Raw genomic sequence first — 17550 nt, 5'->3', positions numbered from 1 at the left:
CGGGGCGCGCACCCCGGCCGGTCCGTACGGCGGTCTGGTCCCGCGTGCTGGTCCTACGTGTCGATGCGCGACCGGTCGAGCGTCGCGGCCGAGCTGGAGATGAACTCCTTGCGCGGCGCCACGTCGTTGCCCATCAGCAGGTCGAAGACCCGCTCGGCCGACTCGAGGTCGGTGAGGCTGATCCGCCGCAGGGTGCGGTGGCGCGGGTCCATGGTCGTCTCCGCGAGCTGGTCGGCGTCCATCTCACCGAGGCCCTTGTAGCGCTGGATGGAGTCCTTGTAGCGCACGCCCTTGCTCTCGAACTCCATGAGCTTGTCGCGCAGCTCGCGGTCCGAGTAGGTGTACACGTACTTGTCCTGGCCCTTCTTGGGCTGGACGAGCTCGATCCGGTGCAGCGGGGGCACCGCGGCGAACACCCGGCCCGCCTCGATCATCGGGCGCATGTACCGCTGGAAGAGCGTCAGCAGCAGCGTGCGGATGTGGGAGCCGTCGACATCGGCGTCGGTCATCATGATGATCTTGCCGTAGCGGGCCGCGTCGATGTCGAAGGTCCGGCCCGACCCCGCCCCTATGACCTGGATGATCGCCCCGCACTCGGCGTTCTTGAGCATGTCGGTCACGGACGACTTCTGAACGTTGAGGATCTTGCCCCGGATGGGCAGCAGCGCCTGGAACTCGGAGTTCCGGGCGAGCTTGGCGGTGCCCAGCGCGGAGTCGCCCTCGACGATGAAGAGCTCGCTGCGGTCGACGTCGTCGCTGCGGCAGTCCGCGAGCTTCGCGGGCAGCGAGGAGGACTCCAGGGCCGTCTTGCGGCGCTGCGCGTCCTTGTGCTGGCGGGCCGCGATGCGGGTCCGGGCGGCGGCGAGGGCCTTCTCGAGGACCACGCGCGCCTGTGCCGCCGCGTCCCGCTTGGGGGACGTCAGGAACGCCTTGAGCTCCTTGGCGATCACGCCGTTGACGATGCGGCGGGCCGCCGAGGTGCCGAGGACCTCCTTGGTCTGCCCCTCGAACTGCGGCTCGGCGAGGCGGACGGTGACGACCGCGGTCAGGCCCTCCAGGGCATCGTCCTTGACGATGTCGTCCTCGGCGACGCGGAGCATCTTCTTGGCGCGCAGCACCTCGTTCATGGTGCTGGCCACGGCGGTCTCGAAGCCCGCGACATGGGTGCCGCCCTTGGGGGTGGCGATGATGTTCACGAACGACTTCAGGGTGGTGTCGTAGCCGGTGCCCCAGCGCAGGGCGACGTCGACACCGAGTTCGCGGGTGACCTGGGTGGGGGTCATCTGGCCGTGCTCGTCCAGGACCGGGACCGTCTCCCTGAAGCTGCCCTGTCCGGTGAAGCGCAGGACGTCGCAGACCGGCTTGTCGGCCGCCAAGTACTCGCAGAACTCACTGATGCCGCCGTCGAAGCGGAAGGACTCCTCGCCCTTGCTCCCGCCCGCGCCGAGACCGACCTCGTCGCGGACGACGATGGTCAGGCCGGGCACCAGGAAGGCGGTCTGGCGGGCGCGCTGGTGCAGCGTCTCCAGGTCGAGCTTGGCGTCCTTGAGGAAGATCTGGCGGTCGGCCCAGTACCGCACGCGCGTGCCCTCACGCGTCTTGGGGATCTTCTTCGTCCTGCGCAGGCCGCTCTTGGCCTCGAACTTCGCCGTCTGGCCGTCCGCGGCGAAGGCACCGGGCACACCGCGCCGGAAGCTGATCGCGTGGGTGTGGCCGCCCCGGTCGACCTCGACGTCCAGGCGGGCGGACAGGGCGTTCACCACGGAGGCGCCGACACCGTGCAGACCACCGGAGGCGGCGTAGGAGCCGCCGCCGAACTTCCCGCCGGCGTGCAGCTTGGTCATGACGACCTCGACGCCGGAGAGGCCGGTCTTGGGCTCGACGTCGACCGGGATGCCCCGGCCGTTGTCCCGCACCTCGACGGAGCCGTCGTCGTGGAGGATCACCTCGATGTGGTCGCAGTACCCGCCGAGGGCCTCGTCCACGGAGTTGTCGATGATCTCCCAGAGGCAGTGCATCAGACCGCGGCTGTCGGTCGACCCGATGTACATGCCGGGGCGCTTGCGCACGGCTTCGAGGCCCTCGAGGACGAGCAGGTGCCGCGCGGTGTAGTTGGAACCGTCCCGGTCTGCTCCTGCCAGCAGCGCTGTGGACGGCACGGACGTATCGGCGGTCACGCGGTTCGCTCCTCGCTGAATTTCAATGTGCGCCCTGGTGGGTACGGGCGTGGCTTCGGTTGCCGCTCAGAGGGTACCGAGGCCTGGTAGAGCCGTTGTAACGCCACCCTCGTAGGAAGTCACCCTAGTCCAGACTCGTATGGATGTTCGATCCCTCGGAGGAGTGAAGCACATATCACGTTCCCTTCCAGGCATGAACCATTTAGGCTCCGGGCACGTCCTCATGAACAAACCGGCAACCCGGCCGGGGAGGACCGACCATGACCGAGAGCGCGAAACCGTAAGCACGACAGCACGCGATACGGCACATTCGCCGCCACACCGGCAGCAGCCCACCACCCCCCGAAAAATTTCTCTCTGGGAGAAGCCACGAGCGGGAACGTTTTGGGGCTGGTTGGATGTTGACCCTGGTACGACAGCTCGTCGAGCTAGAGAAGAGGCGACGTGACTACTGTTCTGACCCCCGCGAGCCCCCTGACGGCCGCTGACCGCTGCGACCGTTGCGGCGCCCAGGCGTACGTGCGCGTCGTCCTGCTCAGCGGCGGAGAACTGCTCTTCTGCGCCCACCACGGTCGCAAGTTCGAGCCGGAACTCAAGAAGATCGCCGCCGAGATACAGGATGAGACGGAGCGGCTCACGACCGTTCCCGGGACGGCGACCGAAGAAGAGCGCTGACACCTCGCATCACGACGAGCCAGCATCGGCACAGGCCGGTAGACGGGCGGTCCCCCCTGAATCCTCAGGGGGGACCGCCCGCGCTCTTCCCAGCGGCGCTCAGCCGCTTCCCGCACTCCCCCGCGCCGCGGAGCGCCGGCCCGCGGCCCCGATGACGTCGGACACCCGTGTGTAGACACCGGGGCTCCCCGCACGCCCGCAGCCATTGCCCCAGGACACCAGTCCGATCAGCTTCCCCTGCGCGACCAGAGGCCCTCCGCTGTCCCCCTGACAGGCGTCCCGGCCTCCTGCGCGCTCCCCGGCGCACACCATGCTGTCGGCCATGTACCGCCCCTCGCCACCGCCCGGATACGCCTCCTCGCAGAACGCGTCCGGCAGCACCCGCACCCGCGCGGCCCGCAGTCCCCGCGGATAGTCCCCCGCTCCCGTGGCATCGCCCCAGCCGTAGACGAGGGCCTGGGTGCCCGGCCTGTAGGCGGGGTCGCCGGCGCCCGCCATACGGATGACCGCGGCGGCGGGCAGGGCCTCGGCGAGCGAGAGCACGGCGAAGTCGCCGTCGTTGGTGTCACCGTCGTAGTCCGGGTTCACCCGGGCGCCGCTGACGGGGATCTCCTTGCCGCGCGTGGACGTCAGATCGGTGCGCCCCGCGATCACTCTGAGGTCGCTCACCTGGTCCGGCGCGGAGCCCAGGACCTCCGAGCTGAGACAGTGGGCCGCCGTGAGCACGGTGGAGCGCCCCACGGCGACGCCCACGCAGAACTGCCCGGCCCGGGTACCCCCGAACCGGTCACGACTGGACAGCGCCACCGTCCAGGGACTCTGGGACACATCGACGGGGAACCCGCCCACGACGACACGGTCGGCGGCCGCCGGAGCGGCTGTGACCAGCGGTATGGCGGCCGCCGCAGCCGCGAGAACCAGCGGCCGGGCCAGCGCCCGGACAAAGGTACGACGCATGACGCTCCTCACTCTCGGGTGGTCATGGCACACCCAGAGTGATTCAGCCGGTCCACCCCCGCACCCGCGGAACGCAGAAGGGCCCGGCACCCTGAGGGGTGCCGGGCCCTTCTCGGACGTCGAGGCGACCTAGTCGAGGTAGTCGCGCAGGACCTGCGAGCGCGATGGGTGGCGCAGCTTCGACATCGTCTTCGACTCGATCTGGCGGATGCGCTCACGCGTCACGCCGTAGACCTTGCCGATCTCGTCGAGGGTCTTCGGCTGCCCGTCAGTGAGGCCGAAGCGCATGGAGACGACGCCGGCCTCGCGCTCGGACAGGGTGTCGAGCACGGAGTGCAGCTGCTCCTGGAGCAGCGTGAAGCTGACCGCGTCGGCCGGGACGACGGCCTCGGAGTCCTCGATGAGGTCACCGAACTCGCTGTCGCCGTCCTCGCCCAGCGGAGTGTGCAGGGAGATGGGCTCGCGGCCGTACTTCTGGACCTCGATGACCTTCTCCGGGGTCATGTCGAGTTCCTTGGCCAGCTCCTCCGGGGTGGGCTCGCGGCCCAGGTCCTGGAGCATCTGGCGCTGCACGCGGGCGAGCTTGTTGATGACCTCGACCATGTGCACCGGGATACGGATGGTGCGGGCCTGGTCGGCCATGGCGCGGGTGATCGCCTGCCGGATCCACCAGGTGGCGTACGTGGAGAACTTGTAGCCCTTGGTGTAGTCGAACTTCTCGACCGCGCGGATCAGACCGAGGTTGCCCTCCTGGATCAGGTCCAGGAAGAGCATGCCGCGGCCGGTGTAGCGCTTGGCCAGGGAGACCACGAGGCGGAGGTTGGCCTCCAGCAGGTGGTTCTTGGCGCGGCGGCCGTCCTCGGCGATGATCTCCAGCTCGCGCTTGAGCTTGGGGGCGAGCTTGTCGGCGTTGGCCAGCTTGTCCTCGGCGAACAGGCCCGCCTCGATGCGCTTGGCGAGCTCGACCTCCTGCTCGGCGTTGAGCAGGGGGACCTTGCCGATCTGCTTCAGGTAGTCCTTGACGGGGTCGGCGGTGGCGCCGGCCGCGGCGACCTGCTGCGCGGGCGCGTCGTCCTCGTCCTCGTCGGAGAGCACGAAACCGGCGCTCTCGGTGCCCTCGGGCTCGTCGCCGGGCTTCGCCTCTTCGAGGACCTCTTCCTCGATGAGCTCGGCGTCGTCCTTCTTGCCGGCGGTCTTCTTGGCCGTGGTCTTCTTCGCGGCGGCGGTCGTCTTCTTCGCCGCGGCCTTCTTGGCCGTCGTCTTCTTGGCGGCCGCCTTCTTCGCGGGAGCCTCGTCCTCGACGGCGGGTTCCGAGGACGGCGCCGCGGGTGTGGCGGCGGTGGCGGTGGCCTTCTTCGCGGTCACCGTCTTCGCCGCGACCGTCTTGGTGGCGGTGCGCTTGGCCGGACTCTTCGCTGCGACGCTCTTTCGGGTGCGCTTGGGCTCCGCGGCACTGACCATCAGCGTCACACCCTCTTCCTCGAGGATCTGGTTGAGGCTGCGCAGTACGTTCTTCCACTGAGTGGCCGGGATCTGGTCAGCTTCGAAGGCCCGACGCACATCGTCGCCGGCGATCTGCCCCTCAGCCTTTCCCCGCTCGATGAGAGCCATGACAGAGACGGACTCGGCGATCTCCGGCGGGAGCGTACGGGATGTGCTGGCCGACACGAACAACCTCTCGGAACGTTGGAAAGCGGCTTCCGGCCCCGTCCGATGCGGACAGGAGCCGACCACCGGCCTGGGGATTCGACCGACGGTGCGGGCGGGAGCCGGGAAGATGCACAGCGCCTCGAACGGCGTCCGTATTCCTTCCTCGGCTGTCACCTCTTAGGTCATCGCGCTGTTTCCCCGAGCGTTACGCCCAATCTGCGTGGCCCGAGTCACATCCCATAACCGACCAAAAGCAGACATAGACCAATATAAGAGTTCATCCTGAGGCCCGCCCCGGCGCGGTCACGGCTGTCGAGGCCCCTCTTCGCACCGTCGGACCCGCAGGATCCGTCGTGGATCCTGCGGGTCCGACGGGGAAGGGTGCGCGAACGGGGGATGCCCAGGAGGGGGAGGCATCACCCGGGCGCGGCACGCGGGGGGGTGGAGTCAGTGCTCGCGAGGCGCGGGCACCACGCGCTCCACCTCGGGGTGGACGGTGAGTAGCTGGCGCATGGCCGCCTCGGCGGCGGCGCCGTCGCCGGCCGCGAGGGCGTCGACGATCCTGCCGTGCTGGGTGAGCGACGTCTCGTTCGGCCGGTCACAGCCGGTCACCGGGCCGCCGGAGACCTGGAGAGCGGCCGAGACGATGCCGGAGAGGTGCTCGAGCATGCGGTTGCCCGCCATCTGGATGAGCAACGAGTGGAACTCGGAGTCGGCGCGGGAGAAGGTCAGGGCGTCGCCCTGCCCCATCGCGTGCCCCATGATCTCGACCATGTCGGCGAGGCGCTGCTGAACGTCGTCGCGCCCGTGCCCGGCGGCAAGACGGGCGGCGAGCGGCTCGATCGTCCAGCGCAGCTCGCTCAGCTCCCGGCGCTGGTCGTCGCGCTGGGGCCCGAAGGCCCGCCACTCGATGATGTCCGGGTCGAGGAGGTTCCAGTCACTGACGGGGCGCACCCTCGTACCGACGTTCGGACGGGCACTGACCAGGCCCTTCGCCTCCAGGACGCGGAGCGACTCCCGCACGACGGTCCGGGAGACCTCGAAGCGCTGGCCGATCTCCTCGGGCACGAGCGGACGGTCGGCGCCCAGGTCTCCGGACACGATCATCTGTCCGAGCTGCTGAACGAGTTGGCCGTGCAGCCCGCGTCCGCGGCTGCCCGCCGCACGGCGGCCAACGCGGCCGAGTTCGGGATCCGCACCCTCCCAGGTGGGGGTTCCGACGCGGTCGGCGACGGATGCCTCGGCGTAGGGGTAGCGGTCGAGTTCGCCCGGGCCGACGAGTCCGGAGTCGGCGGCGCGGGCGGCGGTCATCATGGTGTGCGCAAGGGTACTCACGCATCCTTTGTCGGCGTCGTTTCCAACTCCCTTGAGGTCTTTGGTGAAAAGCACACGAAAGGGTGATCGCTCACCCCGTCGCAATTGACGCCTTATCGGAAAGAAATGAGCTATCCCCGGGGAGTTGCGCTCAACGCCATTCAGAATAGGGCGGGAAGAGTCGTCATCGGACCTTGCCGCGTAGGGTCGTGAAAAGAAAAGCGCCCAGCAGAGCGGCGAGGGACAACGTCAGCGCGCCACCCACGGGTTGGGCGACCAGGCGCGCCACGGCCTCCACGTACCGCTCCCCGCCGAACGGCCACTGGTTCAGCAGCAGCTCCCGCATGCGCAGCGGGAACCCGGCCGCGGTCCGTACAGACGGTCCCTCCACGACCTTCTGTACGACGGGTACGACGGCCACGGGCACGGCGACCACCGCCGCGAGCCCCGCCGTGGTGGACCGGAACAGCCCGGCCGCGAGCACCCCGGCCCACGCGCACCCCACGACGAGCCCGAACCAACTGGCACTCAGCCGCAGCCAGTCCGAAGGAACCTCCGCGAGCTCCCGGCCGTACACGAGATAGAGCATCTCGATGTCGCAGCCCAGGGTGAGCACCGCGAGCAGCAGGGCGGTGGCGGTGGTGACCAGGAGCTTCGCGGTGAGCAGCCCCAGCCGGCGCGGGACGGTGCCGCGGTCGGCCGCCAGCGCGGGATGGCGGAACTCGTCGCCGAAGGCGATGGCGCCGAGCAGCCCGGCCCCGAGCGCCGCGGGCGGCAGCGGCAGCTGCACGGGCCACCCGGCCATCAGCCGGGGCCGCGGGGTGTGACCGATCCGCGCGAGCAGGACGGCGGTGACGGCGGACACGAGGAGCACGACCCCGCAGGTGACGAACCCGGTGCCGACACCGGCGGCGCGCCGCAGCTCGTAGCGCAGAGGGCGGAGCGGGCTGGGGGCGGGGCGGACGGAGATGGGGGGCGGGAGCTCGGGAAGCGCGTCGAGACCGGCGGAGGGCGCCTCGGCGGCCCGCTGCCTGGGAGCATCCTCCGCCGCCTCGGCCTCGGCATCGGCCTCGGTCGCGGTCCGCTTCCGGCCGCCGGAGCGCGCCTGCGGGGTGCGGGCCGCGGTCTTCTGCGGGGAGCGGTCCGCGGACTCCTGTGACGCGGCGGGCCGCTCACGCCGCTTGCGCGCCGGTTCCGACGCGGTGGCGGACGACTGCGCGGCCTCCGTCGCCGACGAGGACTCGGCGCCGGTCGGGCCGCCGCGGCGGGCGCGTGTCGCCGTCTGCTCGCGGGAGCCGGCGGAGCGCGCCGCGGCGGCCTTGCGCTGCGGCGCCACATCGGCGCGCGCCGCCTCGCCCGCGGACCGGTCGGCCGCCGCGGCCGGCCCCATGTCCCCGATCTCGTCGGCGAGTTGGTGGACCGGGATGCCGTGCCGGAACGCCGTCTCCCCGATGTCGGCGCATGTACTGCCGTACACCGACAGCCGGTTGCCGCTCTCGCGCACGACCTCGACCGAGCGGTGCGTGGCGCGGGCCTCCTTGGCGAGCAGGGTGGCGAGTCGGGGGGCGTGGGGGGTGCGGACGGCGACCCGGGGACGCAGCCGGGTGCGGGCGAAGTCGGCGGCCTCCTGGTCGGCGACGATCCGGCCCCGCTCCAGGGTGACGACCTGGTCGGCGGTGCCGGCGGCCTCCTTGGGGTCCGCCGTGCTGAACAGGACCGTGCCGCCCTGGGCGACGTGCGCGCGCAGCATGCCGTGCAGCCAGCGCTTCTCACGCGTCGAGAGGCCACCGGCGGGATCGTCGAGCACGAGGGTGTGCGGATCGGTCAGCAGGGCGCAGGCCAGCCCGAGGCGGCGGTCCATGCCGCGCGAGAGCGTGGAGAGCCGTTCGTCGCGCAGGCTGACGAGGCCGACCACCTCCAGCACCTCGTCGGCGCGCCGGGCGGGGACGCCGGCCGCCGCGCAGAGCATGCGCAGATGACCGCGGACCGTGCGGGCCGGATGTCCCGGCACGTCCCCGAGGACCACACCCACCTCGCGCGAGGGATGGGCGATGCGGTGCAGGGGACGGCCCCTGAAGTAGGTGACGCCACGGCCCCGTTGGAGTTCGAGCATGAGTCTGAGCACCGTGGTCTTGCCCGCACCCGGCCCCCCGAGCAACGCGGTGACGCGCCCCGCGCGCGCCTCGAACGAGACGTCGTCGACGGCGGGGGGAAGGTCCTTGCGAGGGTCGCTGGTCAATCCGATGGCCTGGATCACCCGCAGCAAGATAGCGCGCTATGTCCGTTTTTTCGGGTAGGGCAAGGCCCGCTTCCGGGACCCTCTCCACGCGGCCGGCCCGGGCCCGGCTCCCCGCCCTTCGGCCACGCCCGCGCCGGAACGCCGTGCGGGCCGCCGCGTCAGACCTCGGGGCGCAGCATCGGGGGGTTGAGCAGCGTCGCCCCGCCGGCCCGGAAGAGCTGTGCCGGGCGCCCCCCTTGGCGGGTGGTGGTGCCGCCGGTCGGGACGAGGAACCCTGGTGTGCCCGTCACCTTGCGGTGGAAGTTGCGCGGGTCGAGCGCCACGCCCCACACCGCCTCGTACACACGGCGCAGCTCGCCCACGGTGAACTCGGCGGGGCAGAACGCCGTGGCCAGCGACGAGTACTCAATCTTGGACCGGGCGCGTTCCACTCCGTCGGAGAGGATCTGCGCATGGTCGAAGGCGAGCGGTGCGACGGGCTCGCCGTCCCGGCCGTAGCCGCCCTGCTGCAGCAGCTCGTCGACCGGCGCCCAGCGCGCGTTGCTCGCGTCGCCTCCCGCCGTCGGCGCGGGCAGGTCGGGGGCGAGCGCCAGGTGGGCCACGCTGACGACCCGCATCCGGGGGTCCCGATCGGGGTCGCCGTAGGTCGCGAGCTGCTCCAGGTGAGCCCCGTGATCCTGGGCCGGGGCGCCCGGATCGTGCGCCCGCAGACCGGTCTCCTCGGCCAACTCGCGCGCCGCCGCCTGCGCCAGATCCTCGTCGGCCCGCACGAACCCGCCGGGAAGCGCCCAGCGTCCCTGGAACGGGGGCTCACCCCTGCGGACCGCCAGCGCGCACAAGGCGTGACGGCGCACGGTCAGCACGACCAGGTCCACGGTGACGGCGAAGGGCGGAAAGGCTGACGGGTCGTAGGGCATGCGGCGATCATAGTCGTCTGCCTGACGATAAACACTCCCTTCCGTGGGCGGGGTGATCGCGGCTCGGGGTCACGTCCGGATTCGCCTGCGCCTCCTCACTCGGCCGTACCGCCACCCCCGTCGCACCCTCCGTCCGGACGGGCCGTCGTCCCACGAGCGGGCCTCTTCCTCGGCGCGCGGTCAGCCGTGCCCTTCGTGGCGTCGGGAGAGGGCGTCCCCGGTCGCGCGGGCCCCGGGTGCGTACCAGCCGCAGTACGCGGGCGGGGGATCCTGGCCCGTCGCTCCCGTCCCGGGCTCCTCCCCGCGCGGGAGGCGCCGCGGGAGGCGCTCGACGGGTGGCGGGACCGGGCCAGGCGGCGTTCCTCGGAGGCAGTATCCGGCTCGTCCGGTGCCTCCTGCGCCGCGCCGGCCAACCGCCGGCCCGCGTCCCCGCTCCCCTCCCCCGACGGCTCCGCCGCTCCCGCGAGGTCCGCCACTCCCGCGCTCCCCCTGCTCCGCCCGGTGCGTTCCGCCCGGAGGCAGCGGCGGATCGACTCCGGGTCGAGTCCCTCGTTGCAGGCCTGGTGGAGCAGGCGGGCGAAGAGGTAGTCGGGGTCGGCCGCGAGGGCCATGGCGAAGGCCTCGCGTGCCTCCAGGTCGTCGCCGCTCGACCAGGCGACCCAGCCGGCCAGTGTCAGGGGCGCTGCCGCATGCTCCTGGTAGGGCCGCACGCAGCGGCGGGCGAGCGCCCGCCACAGCCGCAGGGCGGGCGCGGCCTCGCCGCCCTCCATCCACTCGGCCACGCGGTCCCGGGTCGCACGGTCCTGGAGGCCCAGAATGAGCCGCGCCGCCTCATCGTGTGCGAGCAGTTCGTCGTCGCGGAGGTCCGCGATGAGCGTCCCGGACACGAGCGGGGCCTCGGCGAACCGGCGCAGCGTCCGCTCGGCCAGCTCCAGCGTCTCCGCCGCGACGCCGGCCCGCGTGGCCTCGTCGAGGACCCTGGGCACCAGTTGCAGGGCCACGGTGTCGAGGGCGACCTCCTGCTCCAGGGCCGCCCCGGTCTCCAGGGGCTGCAGCCGCGCCCTCAGCTGACGGAGGGAGCCGCGGACCTGCATCCCCGCGTAGGCGGCGGCCGCCGCCAGGACGGACGTGCCCGGGAGGCCCATGGGCCGGCCCTCGGGCGGGCAGCACTCGCCCCGGTCGCAGCAGTAGGACCAGAAGCGGCCGTCCGAGATGCACAGGGCCTCGACGACGGGGACGTCCAGGCTGCCGCACGCGAGGCGGGTCTTCTGGGCCAGCGGACGGAGCCGCTCCATGACCTGCCGGCCGGTCTCCCCCTTCGCCGGTTCCTGGCAGAGGAAGGCGACCATCTGCTCCGGCTTCGCGCCCCTGCGCTCACTGCCGGTCACAAGGCCGAGGGCCAGCTGACCGGCGGCGGATTCCCAGTCGTCGGCGCTCGCGGGGATACCGAGGCGGGCCCGGCCGCCGAAGCGGCCCCGGCCACCCGCGTCGTGCAGCGCGACCAGCACGATGCTGTCCTCCGGGCGGTACCCCAGCAGATACGGCAGGGCGTCGGCCAGCTCGTCGGGGGTGCGCAGGGTGACCTGGTGCTCCGGGAGCGGGCGGTCCCGCACCGCCGGCATCCGGTCCGGGCCGGTCGTTCGCCGGGCGTGCTGCCGCTCGCAGCCGACGGTGTCGTCGTTGTCGGGGGTTCCGGTCGTTCCGCTGTGGTTCGTCATGCGCCGACGATCTCGCGGAACTCAAAAGTCCGCTTGAGCCTGTGGATAAGTCCGACCAGGGACACGACAACAACGAGCGGCCCGCCCGGCATCCGACCGCTCCCTGCCCGACCCTCGCCGCCCTCCGCCCGGCCCCCCGTAACCCGTCACCCGGCCCCTGTCACCCGCTGGCCGCGAGCACCAGCGGAAGCACCTCCCCGCTGCCCGCCCTGCGCAGCAGCCGGGCGGCGACCGCTAGCGTCCAGCCGGTGTCGGTGAAGTCGTCCACCAGCAGCACGGGACCGGGCGTGCCGGCCAGCGCACCGGCCAGGTCACCGGAGACGGTGAAGGCTTCGGTCAGCCCCTTGAGCCGCTGTGCGGAGTTGCTGCGCCGGGCCACGTGGGCACCGTCCTGCCCGGCGTACGTCAGCGCGCCCAGGAAAGGCAGCCGGCCGATGGACGCGACACCGCGCGCGAGGGAGCCCACCAGCTCGGGACGGGTCAGCGACGGGACGGCGACGACGCCCACCGGCCGGTCCACGGCGTCGGGGACGTCCGGGGCCCAGCCGCCCGGGGAGCGCGCCCAGTCGGCGAGGACGGCCACCACGGCCTTCAGCACGTCGTCGGGGACCGGGCCGTCGGGCGCGTTCTCGGCGAGCAGCGGGCGCAGCCGGTTGCCCCAGCCGATGTCCGAGAGCCGCCCCAGGGCGCGTCCCGTCGCGCACTGCTCACCGGCCGGGATGCGGCCCTTGAGTTCGACTCCCAGCGCGGGCATCCCGGTCGGCCACATCCGGCGCGGTTCGATCTCCACGCCGGGGCGGTCCAGCTCCTTGGCCGCGCCGGTCAGCGTCTCCGGCGAGACGGAGGCGTCGGCCCAGGGGCCGGCGCAGTTGTCGCAGCGGCCGCACGGGGCGGCCCCCTCGTCGTCCAGTTGCCCGCGCAGGAACTCCATCCGGCACTGGGACGTGCCGACGTAGTCGCGCATGGCCTGCTGCTCGGCCGCCCGCTGACGCGCCACGCGCGCGTAGCGTTCGGCGTCGTACACCCACTCGGCGCCGGTCGCCGTCCAGCCGCCCTTGACCCGCTTGACCGCGCCGTCGACGTCGAGCACCTTCAGCATCGTCTCCAGCCTGCTGCGGCGCAGGTCCACCGACGCCTCCAGGGCGGGCACGGACAGGGGCCGTCCGGCGTCCGCGAGCGCGGCGAGGGTCTGGCGGACCTGCGGCTCGGGCGGGAAGGCGGTGTCCGCGAAGTAGCGCCAGATGGCCTCGTCCTCCTGCCCCGGCAGCAGCAGCACGTCGGCGTGCTCGACGCCACGGCCGGCCCGTCCGACCTGCTGGTAGTAGGCGATCGGCGAGGAGGGCGAACCGAGGTGCACCACGAAGCCCAGGTCGGGCTTGTCGAAGCCCATGCCCAGGGCGGAGGTCGCGACCAGCGCCTTGACGCGGTTCGCCAGGAGATCGTTCTCGGCCTGCAGCCGGTCCGCGTTCTCCGTACGGCCCGTGTAGGACGCGACGGCGAAGCCTCGCTGCCGCAGGAACGCGGTGGCCTCCTCGGCCGCGGCGACCGTCAGCGCGTAGACGATGCCCGAGCCCTGCAGCTCGTCCAGGTGCTCCGCGAGCCATGCGAGGCGGTGCGCGGCGTCCGGCAGCCGGACCACGCCCAGCCGCAGGCTCTCCCGCTCCAGCGGTCCGCGCAGCACCAGGGCCTCCCCGGCGCCGGTGCCCAACTGCTCGGCCACGTCGGCGGTCACGCGCGCGTTGGCCGTCGCCGTCGTGGCCAGCACGGGGACACCGGGTGACAACTCGGCGAGCATGGCGCGCAGCCGCCGGTAGTCGGGGCGGAAGTCATGGCCCCAGTCGGAGATGCAGTGCGCCTCGTCGACCACGAGCAGACCGGTCGTGGCCGCCAGCTTGGGCAGCATCTGGTCGCGGAAGTCGACGGAGTTCAGGCGCTCGGGGCTGACGAGGAGCACATCGGTCTCCCCGCGCTCGATCTCGCCGTGGATCGTCTCCCACTCCTCGGGGTTGGCCGAGTTGATGGTCCGCGCGCGGATACCGGCCCGCGCCGCCGACTCGACCTGGTTGCGCATGAGCGCGAGCAGCGGCGAGACGATCACCGTCGGTCCCGCGCCGCGCCGGCGCAGCAGCGCCGTCGCGACGAAGTACACCGCGGACTTCCCCCAGCCGGTCCGCTGGACCACCAGGGCCCGCCGGCGCTCGCGCACCAGCGCCGCCACCGCCTGCCACTGGTCCTCCCGCAGGCGTGCCCCGGGGGTCCCCACGAGCTCGGCGAGGATGGCATCGGCTTCGGTGTGCAGCTCCAGGTCGTCCATGTCTCCATGCAACCCGAAGACCGGGCGGATCAGCCACTCACAGCAGGTGACAACCCTCTCACGTGCGGTTCCGTCGCCGCCCCGGGTCACTGCCGACGGTCTTCCGGCGGTCCGCCCATGCGTCGCGGCCGGCATTTCCGGGTAGGGATATAACTCCCGAGCCATCCGATATCGGTCGGCGACGCCAATTGCTCGTTGCCGCAACCAGGTTCGCCAGGAAGAATTGAAGTCCGCTCCCCGCACGGCTCGTCCGTGGTCCGGTAGGGCTCTGCTGCGGTGCGCGCTCCCCCGAATCCGACCTCGCCCTCCGTGTGGGCGCGTAGCCGAAGGGAGGACCGTGACCTTCGGATTCGCTCCGTCCTCCGCGGCATCCACGTCGACGTCAGCCGACCTGCCCGCCGCATCCGCCAACCCTCTGGCCCGCATGCTCGAACCCGCCGAATGGGCCGCCGCGGGCATCCCGCTGCTGCGCAATCCCCGCGAGGTCGTCAGCGGACTCCACTCCCGGCATCGCCCCAAGCCGTCGACCGCGATCGTGGCCGTCCTCGATCCGGACGAGCGGCTGCGGGCGAGCGCGTCGTTCGTCCGCCGCCCGGCGCCCGCGGACGGCTGGATGTTCCGCAACGCCCTGCTGTCCCAGCTCCGCCGCGTCATCCCGCACGACCTGCGGCGCCGCACCCCGGTGCGCACCGCGGTCCTGCTCTACTGCCGCGAGGGCGACGGGCGTTGGACGGAGGAGGATGGCGCGTGGATGTGGGGGCTGCGGGACGCCTGCACGCTGCACGGCCTGCGCTGCGGGGCGTATATCACGCTGACCCGCGACGGCTGGCAGGTCCTCGGGGAGGGCCGTGGCGGCCGCCGCCCGAGCACCGACTCGACGCCGGAGCCGTTCGCCACGTCCGGGTCCCCGCTGCCGATGCCCCGCACCGGCGGCGCGGCGTCGGAGGTCCTGCGGCGCGCGGCGGCGCGCTGAGGCCGAGCCGGCGAACGGCCCCGGTGCCCGGTCCCGGCCACCACCGGGCGCCGTGAGCCCGATCGGGTACGACCCGGCATCACGAATGGCCCACGGGCACAGCAGGGACAAGGACCGCCCCGGCGCTCGGCGCCGCGACGAGACGCACGTACGCGGGGAGTCCGGCCTGCCCGGCCGCACACCGGCGTCGTACGCGCCCTCTCACCATGAAGCGCCCCGCCCGGGTGCTGGTCGGCGACCGTGCCGGGCGGGCGAGCCGGTGAGGGCTCAGACGCCCGCGCCCAGCACCGAGTTGATGCGCTGCGGGTCGCCGCAGACGATCAGCAGGGCACCGGCCCGGCCGAGGGCCAGCGGCAGGGTCGCGGCGGCCACCGCATCGGTCCCGCCGTTCAGCGCCACGACGACCACCTGGCGCGGCGCCGCACGGCCGGCCGCGGAGGCGTCGGCGTAGAAGACGTCGTCTCCCGCGTCGTGCTGCGCCCAGTAGGCGGCTTCGCCGAACGACAGTTCGTGGGCGGCCCACGGGTGCTGTTCGCCGGTCGTGATCACCAGCACCTCACCGGGGGCACGCCCCGAGTCGAGGAGCAGGTCGACGGCTTCCTCGGCGGCGTCGAGCGCACCCTCGGGCGAGGCCGGGATCAGCTGGATCTGCGGGGCGGCCGGGGTCGGGGCGGAGACCGCGGCAACGGCCGGAGCCGACGGGCCGGGCTTGGCAACGGCCACGTCACGCGGGGTGCGTTGCGCCGGCGGCGTGGGCCGCAGGGGCCCGGGGCGGCCGGGACGCGACGGAGCCGCGGGGCGTGGGCCGGGGACGGGGCGGGGGGTCGGCGCGGTACGGCCACTGGCCGAAGTGGCGCGGGGACCCTGGGCACTCTCGTGAATCTGAGGCTCCTCGGGAATGAGAGGCATGAGCTGATTTTTATCAAACGCTGGTCCGGCTGGCGCCGGCGGGTGGCACACAAGTGCGAGCGGAAACGTCAGAAGTCGAAGCCGAGCTGGCCCTCGATCGCCGGAACGCTTCCCTCCACCCACGTGCGGACCTTCTTGAGGTGCCGCCACTGGGGCAGCGCATCAAGATACGCCCACGACAACCGGTGGTACGGGGTGGGTCCCCGCTCCGCCAGTGCGGCCTTGTGCACGGGCGACGGATACCCGGCGTTGTCCGCAAAACCGAAGTCTGCATGGTCGATACCCAGTTCGGCCATCATTTTGTCGCGCTGGACCTTGGCGATCACCGAGGCCGCGGCCACCGCCACGCACGACAGGTCGCCCTTGATCACCGTACGGACCCGCCAGGGGGTCCCGAGGTAGTCGTGCTTGCCGTCGAGGATGACCGCGTCGGGCCGGACCGGCAGGGCCTCCAGGGCGCGCACCGCGGCGAGCCGCAACGCGGCCGTCATCCCCCGCTCGTCGATCTCCTCCGGGGAGGCGTGCCCGAGGGCGTACGAGGTCACCCAGGTCCGCAGTGTCTCCGCGAGTTCGGTGCGGCGCTTGACGGTGAGCAGCTTGGAGTCCGTGAGCCCTTCCGGGGGCCTGCGCAGTCCGGTGATCGCGGCACAGACGGTGACGGGACCGGCCCAGGCACCACGCCCGACCTCGTCGACACCGGCAATTATCTTCGCTCCGGTCGTGGCTCGGAGGGAGCGCTCGACGGTGTGGGTAGGCGGTTCGTACGGCATGGCGCCCTTAGCCTACGCCGCCCGCAGCGGCCTCCGACACCCGGTTCACCGCACGCGGACCACGCCCGGACGAGCGCCCGGTCAGGAGCCCGGCCTGCGGAGCAGCGGGATCATGAACTGGTCGATCATCTCCTCCAGATCTCGATCCTCCCATTCGCTTCCGCACATCTTCGACCGGTACATCATCATCGCCGGGATGGCGTCGTAGGCGTAGCCGTTCGCCGCGTCTTCACGCACTTCACCCCGCTTGATTCCCCGGACGATGACCTCACGCAGCAGTCTGATCGTCGGCTCGACCAGCCCCTCGAAGATCACGGTATGGAAGCGTTCGGCCTGGATGTCTTCACACTCGTGAATGACTGCGCGAAGTGCGTGCCCCGGGCGCGAGAACATCGCGTCGCGCGCCAGCCGGCACAGGGCGAGCAGGTCCCCGCGCACGGATCCGACGTCGGGAGCCGACTCCAGCGGCGGCAGTCCGGCCCGCAGCGCGTCGGCGACGAGGTCCTCCTTGGAGGGCCAGCGACGGTAGACGGCGGCCTTCCCGGTCTGCGCGGAGGCCGCGACGCCCTCCATCGTCAGACCCTTCCAGCCGACGGTGCTGAGCTGCTCCAACGCGGCGTCCAGGATCGCCTGTTCGAGCACCGCGCCGCGCCGGCGCGGGGAGGCGGGCCGAGCGGGAGCGGCCGTCCGGCGCGAGGTAACCATCTGAGCGTCTCCAACGAACGAGCGAAGCGGGGCACGGGAGGCGCGAGCGCCGCGCGGCGACCGAAGGGGGACGCGCCGCGTGACCACGCCCTCCCCCAGCATGTCAGGCGACGGCCGCTCTTTCGATGCCCCCGGCACCGAAACGGCTGGAACCGTCAGGGACGGACGGGGCCGTCCGCTCGCCCCGGCACCCCGCTGACCAGCACGACGACGGACGCCTGGAAGGACCCCC

Annotated in this window: 13 protein-coding genes; 2 read left to right on the top strand and 11 right to left on the bottom strand. The window is 72.2% G+C overall.

Going from position 1 to position 17550, the window contains the following annotated elements; all coding sequences use genetic code 11:
* Positions 1–53 precede the first annotated feature (53 nt).
* On the bottom strand, positions 54–2177 hold the full coding sequence (locus ABZ899_RS17480; RefSeq protein WP_361346446.1) for a DNA topoisomerase IV subunit B: 2124 nt from the start codon (positions 2175–2177) through the stop codon (positions 54–56).
* 444 nt (positions 2178–2621) lie between these two features.
* Between ABZ899_RS17480 and ABZ899_RS17475 the strand changes: the two genes are divergently transcribed.
* On the top strand, positions 2622–2852 hold the full coding sequence (locus tag ABZ899_RS17475; RefSeq protein ID WP_361346444.1) for a hypothetical protein: 231 nt from the start codon (positions 2622–2624) through the stop codon (positions 2850–2852).
* A 99-nt stretch (positions 2853–2951) separates the two neighbouring features.
* Here ABZ899_RS17475 and ABZ899_RS17470 read toward each other — a convergent pair whose 3' ends face one another.
* From ABZ899_RS17470 to ABZ899_RS17440, 7 genes are all read right to left on the bottom strand, one after another.
* Positions 2952–3809: a serine protease gene (locus ABZ899_RS17470; RefSeq protein ID WP_361346442.1), complete on the bottom strand. Its 858-nt coding sequence runs from the start codon at positions 3807–3809 to the stop codon at positions 2952–2954.
* Between the two features lie 129 nt (positions 3810–3938).
* Positions 3939–5477 (bottom strand): RNA polymerase sigma factor, encoded by a 1539-nt coding sequence (locus tag ABZ899_RS17465; protein WP_361346440.1) that lies wholly within the window; start codon positions 5475–5477, stop codon positions 3939–3941.
* A gap of 429 nt (positions 5478–5906) precedes the next feature.
* Complete coding sequence (locus ABZ899_RS17460) at positions 5907–6794, bottom strand: FCD domain-containing protein (protein WP_361346439.1); 888 nt, start codon at positions 6792–6794, stop codon at positions 5907–5909.
* A gap of 163 nt (positions 6795–6957) precedes the next feature.
* Positions 6958–9030, bottom strand: a complete 2073-nt coding sequence (locus ABZ899_RS17455; RefSeq protein ID WP_361346437.1) for an ATP-binding cassette domain-containing protein — start codon at positions 9028–9030, stop codon at positions 6958–6960.
* Between the two features lie 140 nt (positions 9031–9170).
* The gene (locus tag ABZ899_RS17450) at positions 9171–9929 is read right to left on the bottom strand and encodes an NUDIX hydrolase (protein ID WP_361346436.1); all 759 of its coding nucleotides are present in this window, start codon (positions 9927–9929) and stop codon (positions 9171–9173) included.
* Positions 9930–10024: 95 nt separating this feature from the next.
* Positions 10025–11647: a DUF4192 family protein gene (locus tag ABZ899_RS17445; RefSeq protein ID WP_361346434.1), complete on the bottom strand. Its 1623-nt coding sequence runs from the start codon at positions 11645–11647 to the stop codon at positions 10025–10027.
* A gap of 160 nt (positions 11648–11807) precedes the next feature.
* Positions 11808–13961, bottom strand: coding sequence for a RecQ family ATP-dependent DNA helicase (locus ABZ899_RS17440; protein ID WP_361346432.1), 2154 nt, complete (start codon positions 13959–13961; stop codon positions 11808–11810).
* Between the two features lie 337 nt (positions 13962–14298).
* Between ABZ899_RS17440 and ABZ899_RS17435 the strand changes: the two genes are divergently transcribed.
* Complete coding sequence (locus tag ABZ899_RS17435; RefSeq protein WP_361346431.1) at positions 14299–14934, top strand: hypothetical protein; 636 nt, start codon at positions 14299–14301, stop codon at positions 14932–14934.
* A gap of 267 nt (positions 14935–15201) precedes the next feature.
* Here the strand turns inward: ABZ899_RS17435 and ABZ899_RS17430 are convergent, their stop codons facing one another.
* The 3 genes from ABZ899_RS17430 to ABZ899_RS17420 form a co-directional block, all read right to left on the bottom strand.
* Positions 15202–15843 (bottom strand): hypothetical protein, encoded by a 642-nt coding sequence (locus ABZ899_RS17430; protein ID WP_361346429.1) that lies wholly within the window; start codon positions 15841–15843, stop codon positions 15202–15204.
* Positions 15844–15911: 68 nt separating this feature from the next.
* A complete protein-coding gene (locus ABZ899_RS17425; RefSeq protein WP_361346428.1) occupies positions 15912–16613 on the bottom strand; it encodes a ribonuclease HII in 702 nt (233 codons plus the stop codon).
* Positions 16614–16694: 81 nt separating this feature from the next.
* Positions 16695–17318: a TetR/AcrR family transcriptional regulator gene (locus ABZ899_RS17420; RefSeq protein ID WP_361346427.1), complete on the bottom strand. Its 624-nt coding sequence runs from the start codon at positions 17316–17318 to the stop codon at positions 16695–16697.
* Positions 17319–17550: the final 232 nt, after the last annotated feature.

It is taken from the genome of Streptomyces sp. NPDC046859 (genome assembly GCF_040645135.1).
Taxonomy (GTDB): Bacteria; Actinomycetota; Actinomycetes; order Streptomycetales; family Streptomycetaceae; genus Streptomyces.
Note: the sequence above shows the minus strand (reverse complement) of the source record. Positions and strands in the feature narration are given on the sequence as shown.

What these genes read in the sequence shown, in the direction of transcription:
- ABZ899_RS17445 (WP_361346434.1), bottom strand. Translation starts at nt 11,647, where the DNA reads ATGACGAACCACAGCGGAACGACCGGAACCCCCGACAACGACGACACC.
- ABZ899_RS17425 (WP_361346428.1), bottom strand. Translation starts at nt 16,613, where the DNA reads ATGCCGTACGAACCGCCTACCCACACCGTCGAGCGCTCCCTCCGAGCC.
- ABZ899_RS17430 (WP_361346429.1), bottom strand. Translation starts at nt 15,843, where the DNA reads ATGCCTCTCATTCCCGAGGAGCCTCAGATTCACGAGAGTGCCCAGGGT.
- ABZ899_RS17440 (WP_361346432.1), bottom strand. Translation starts at nt 13,961, where the DNA reads ATGGACGACCTGGAGCTGCACACCGAAGCCGATGCCATCCTCGCCGAG.
- ABZ899_RS17450 (WP_361346436.1), bottom strand. Translation starts at nt 9,929, where the DNA reads ATGCCCTACGACCCGTCAGCCTTTCCGCCCTTCGCCGTCACCGTGGAC.
- ABZ899_RS17420 (WP_361346427.1), bottom strand. Translation starts at nt 17,318, where the DNA reads ATGGTTACCTCGCGCCGGACGGCCGCTCCCGCTCGGCCCGCCTCCCCG.
- ABZ899_RS17470 (WP_361346442.1), bottom strand. Translation starts at nt 3,809, where the DNA reads ATGCGTCGTACCTTTGTCCGGGCGCTGGCCCGGCCGCTGGTTCTCGCG.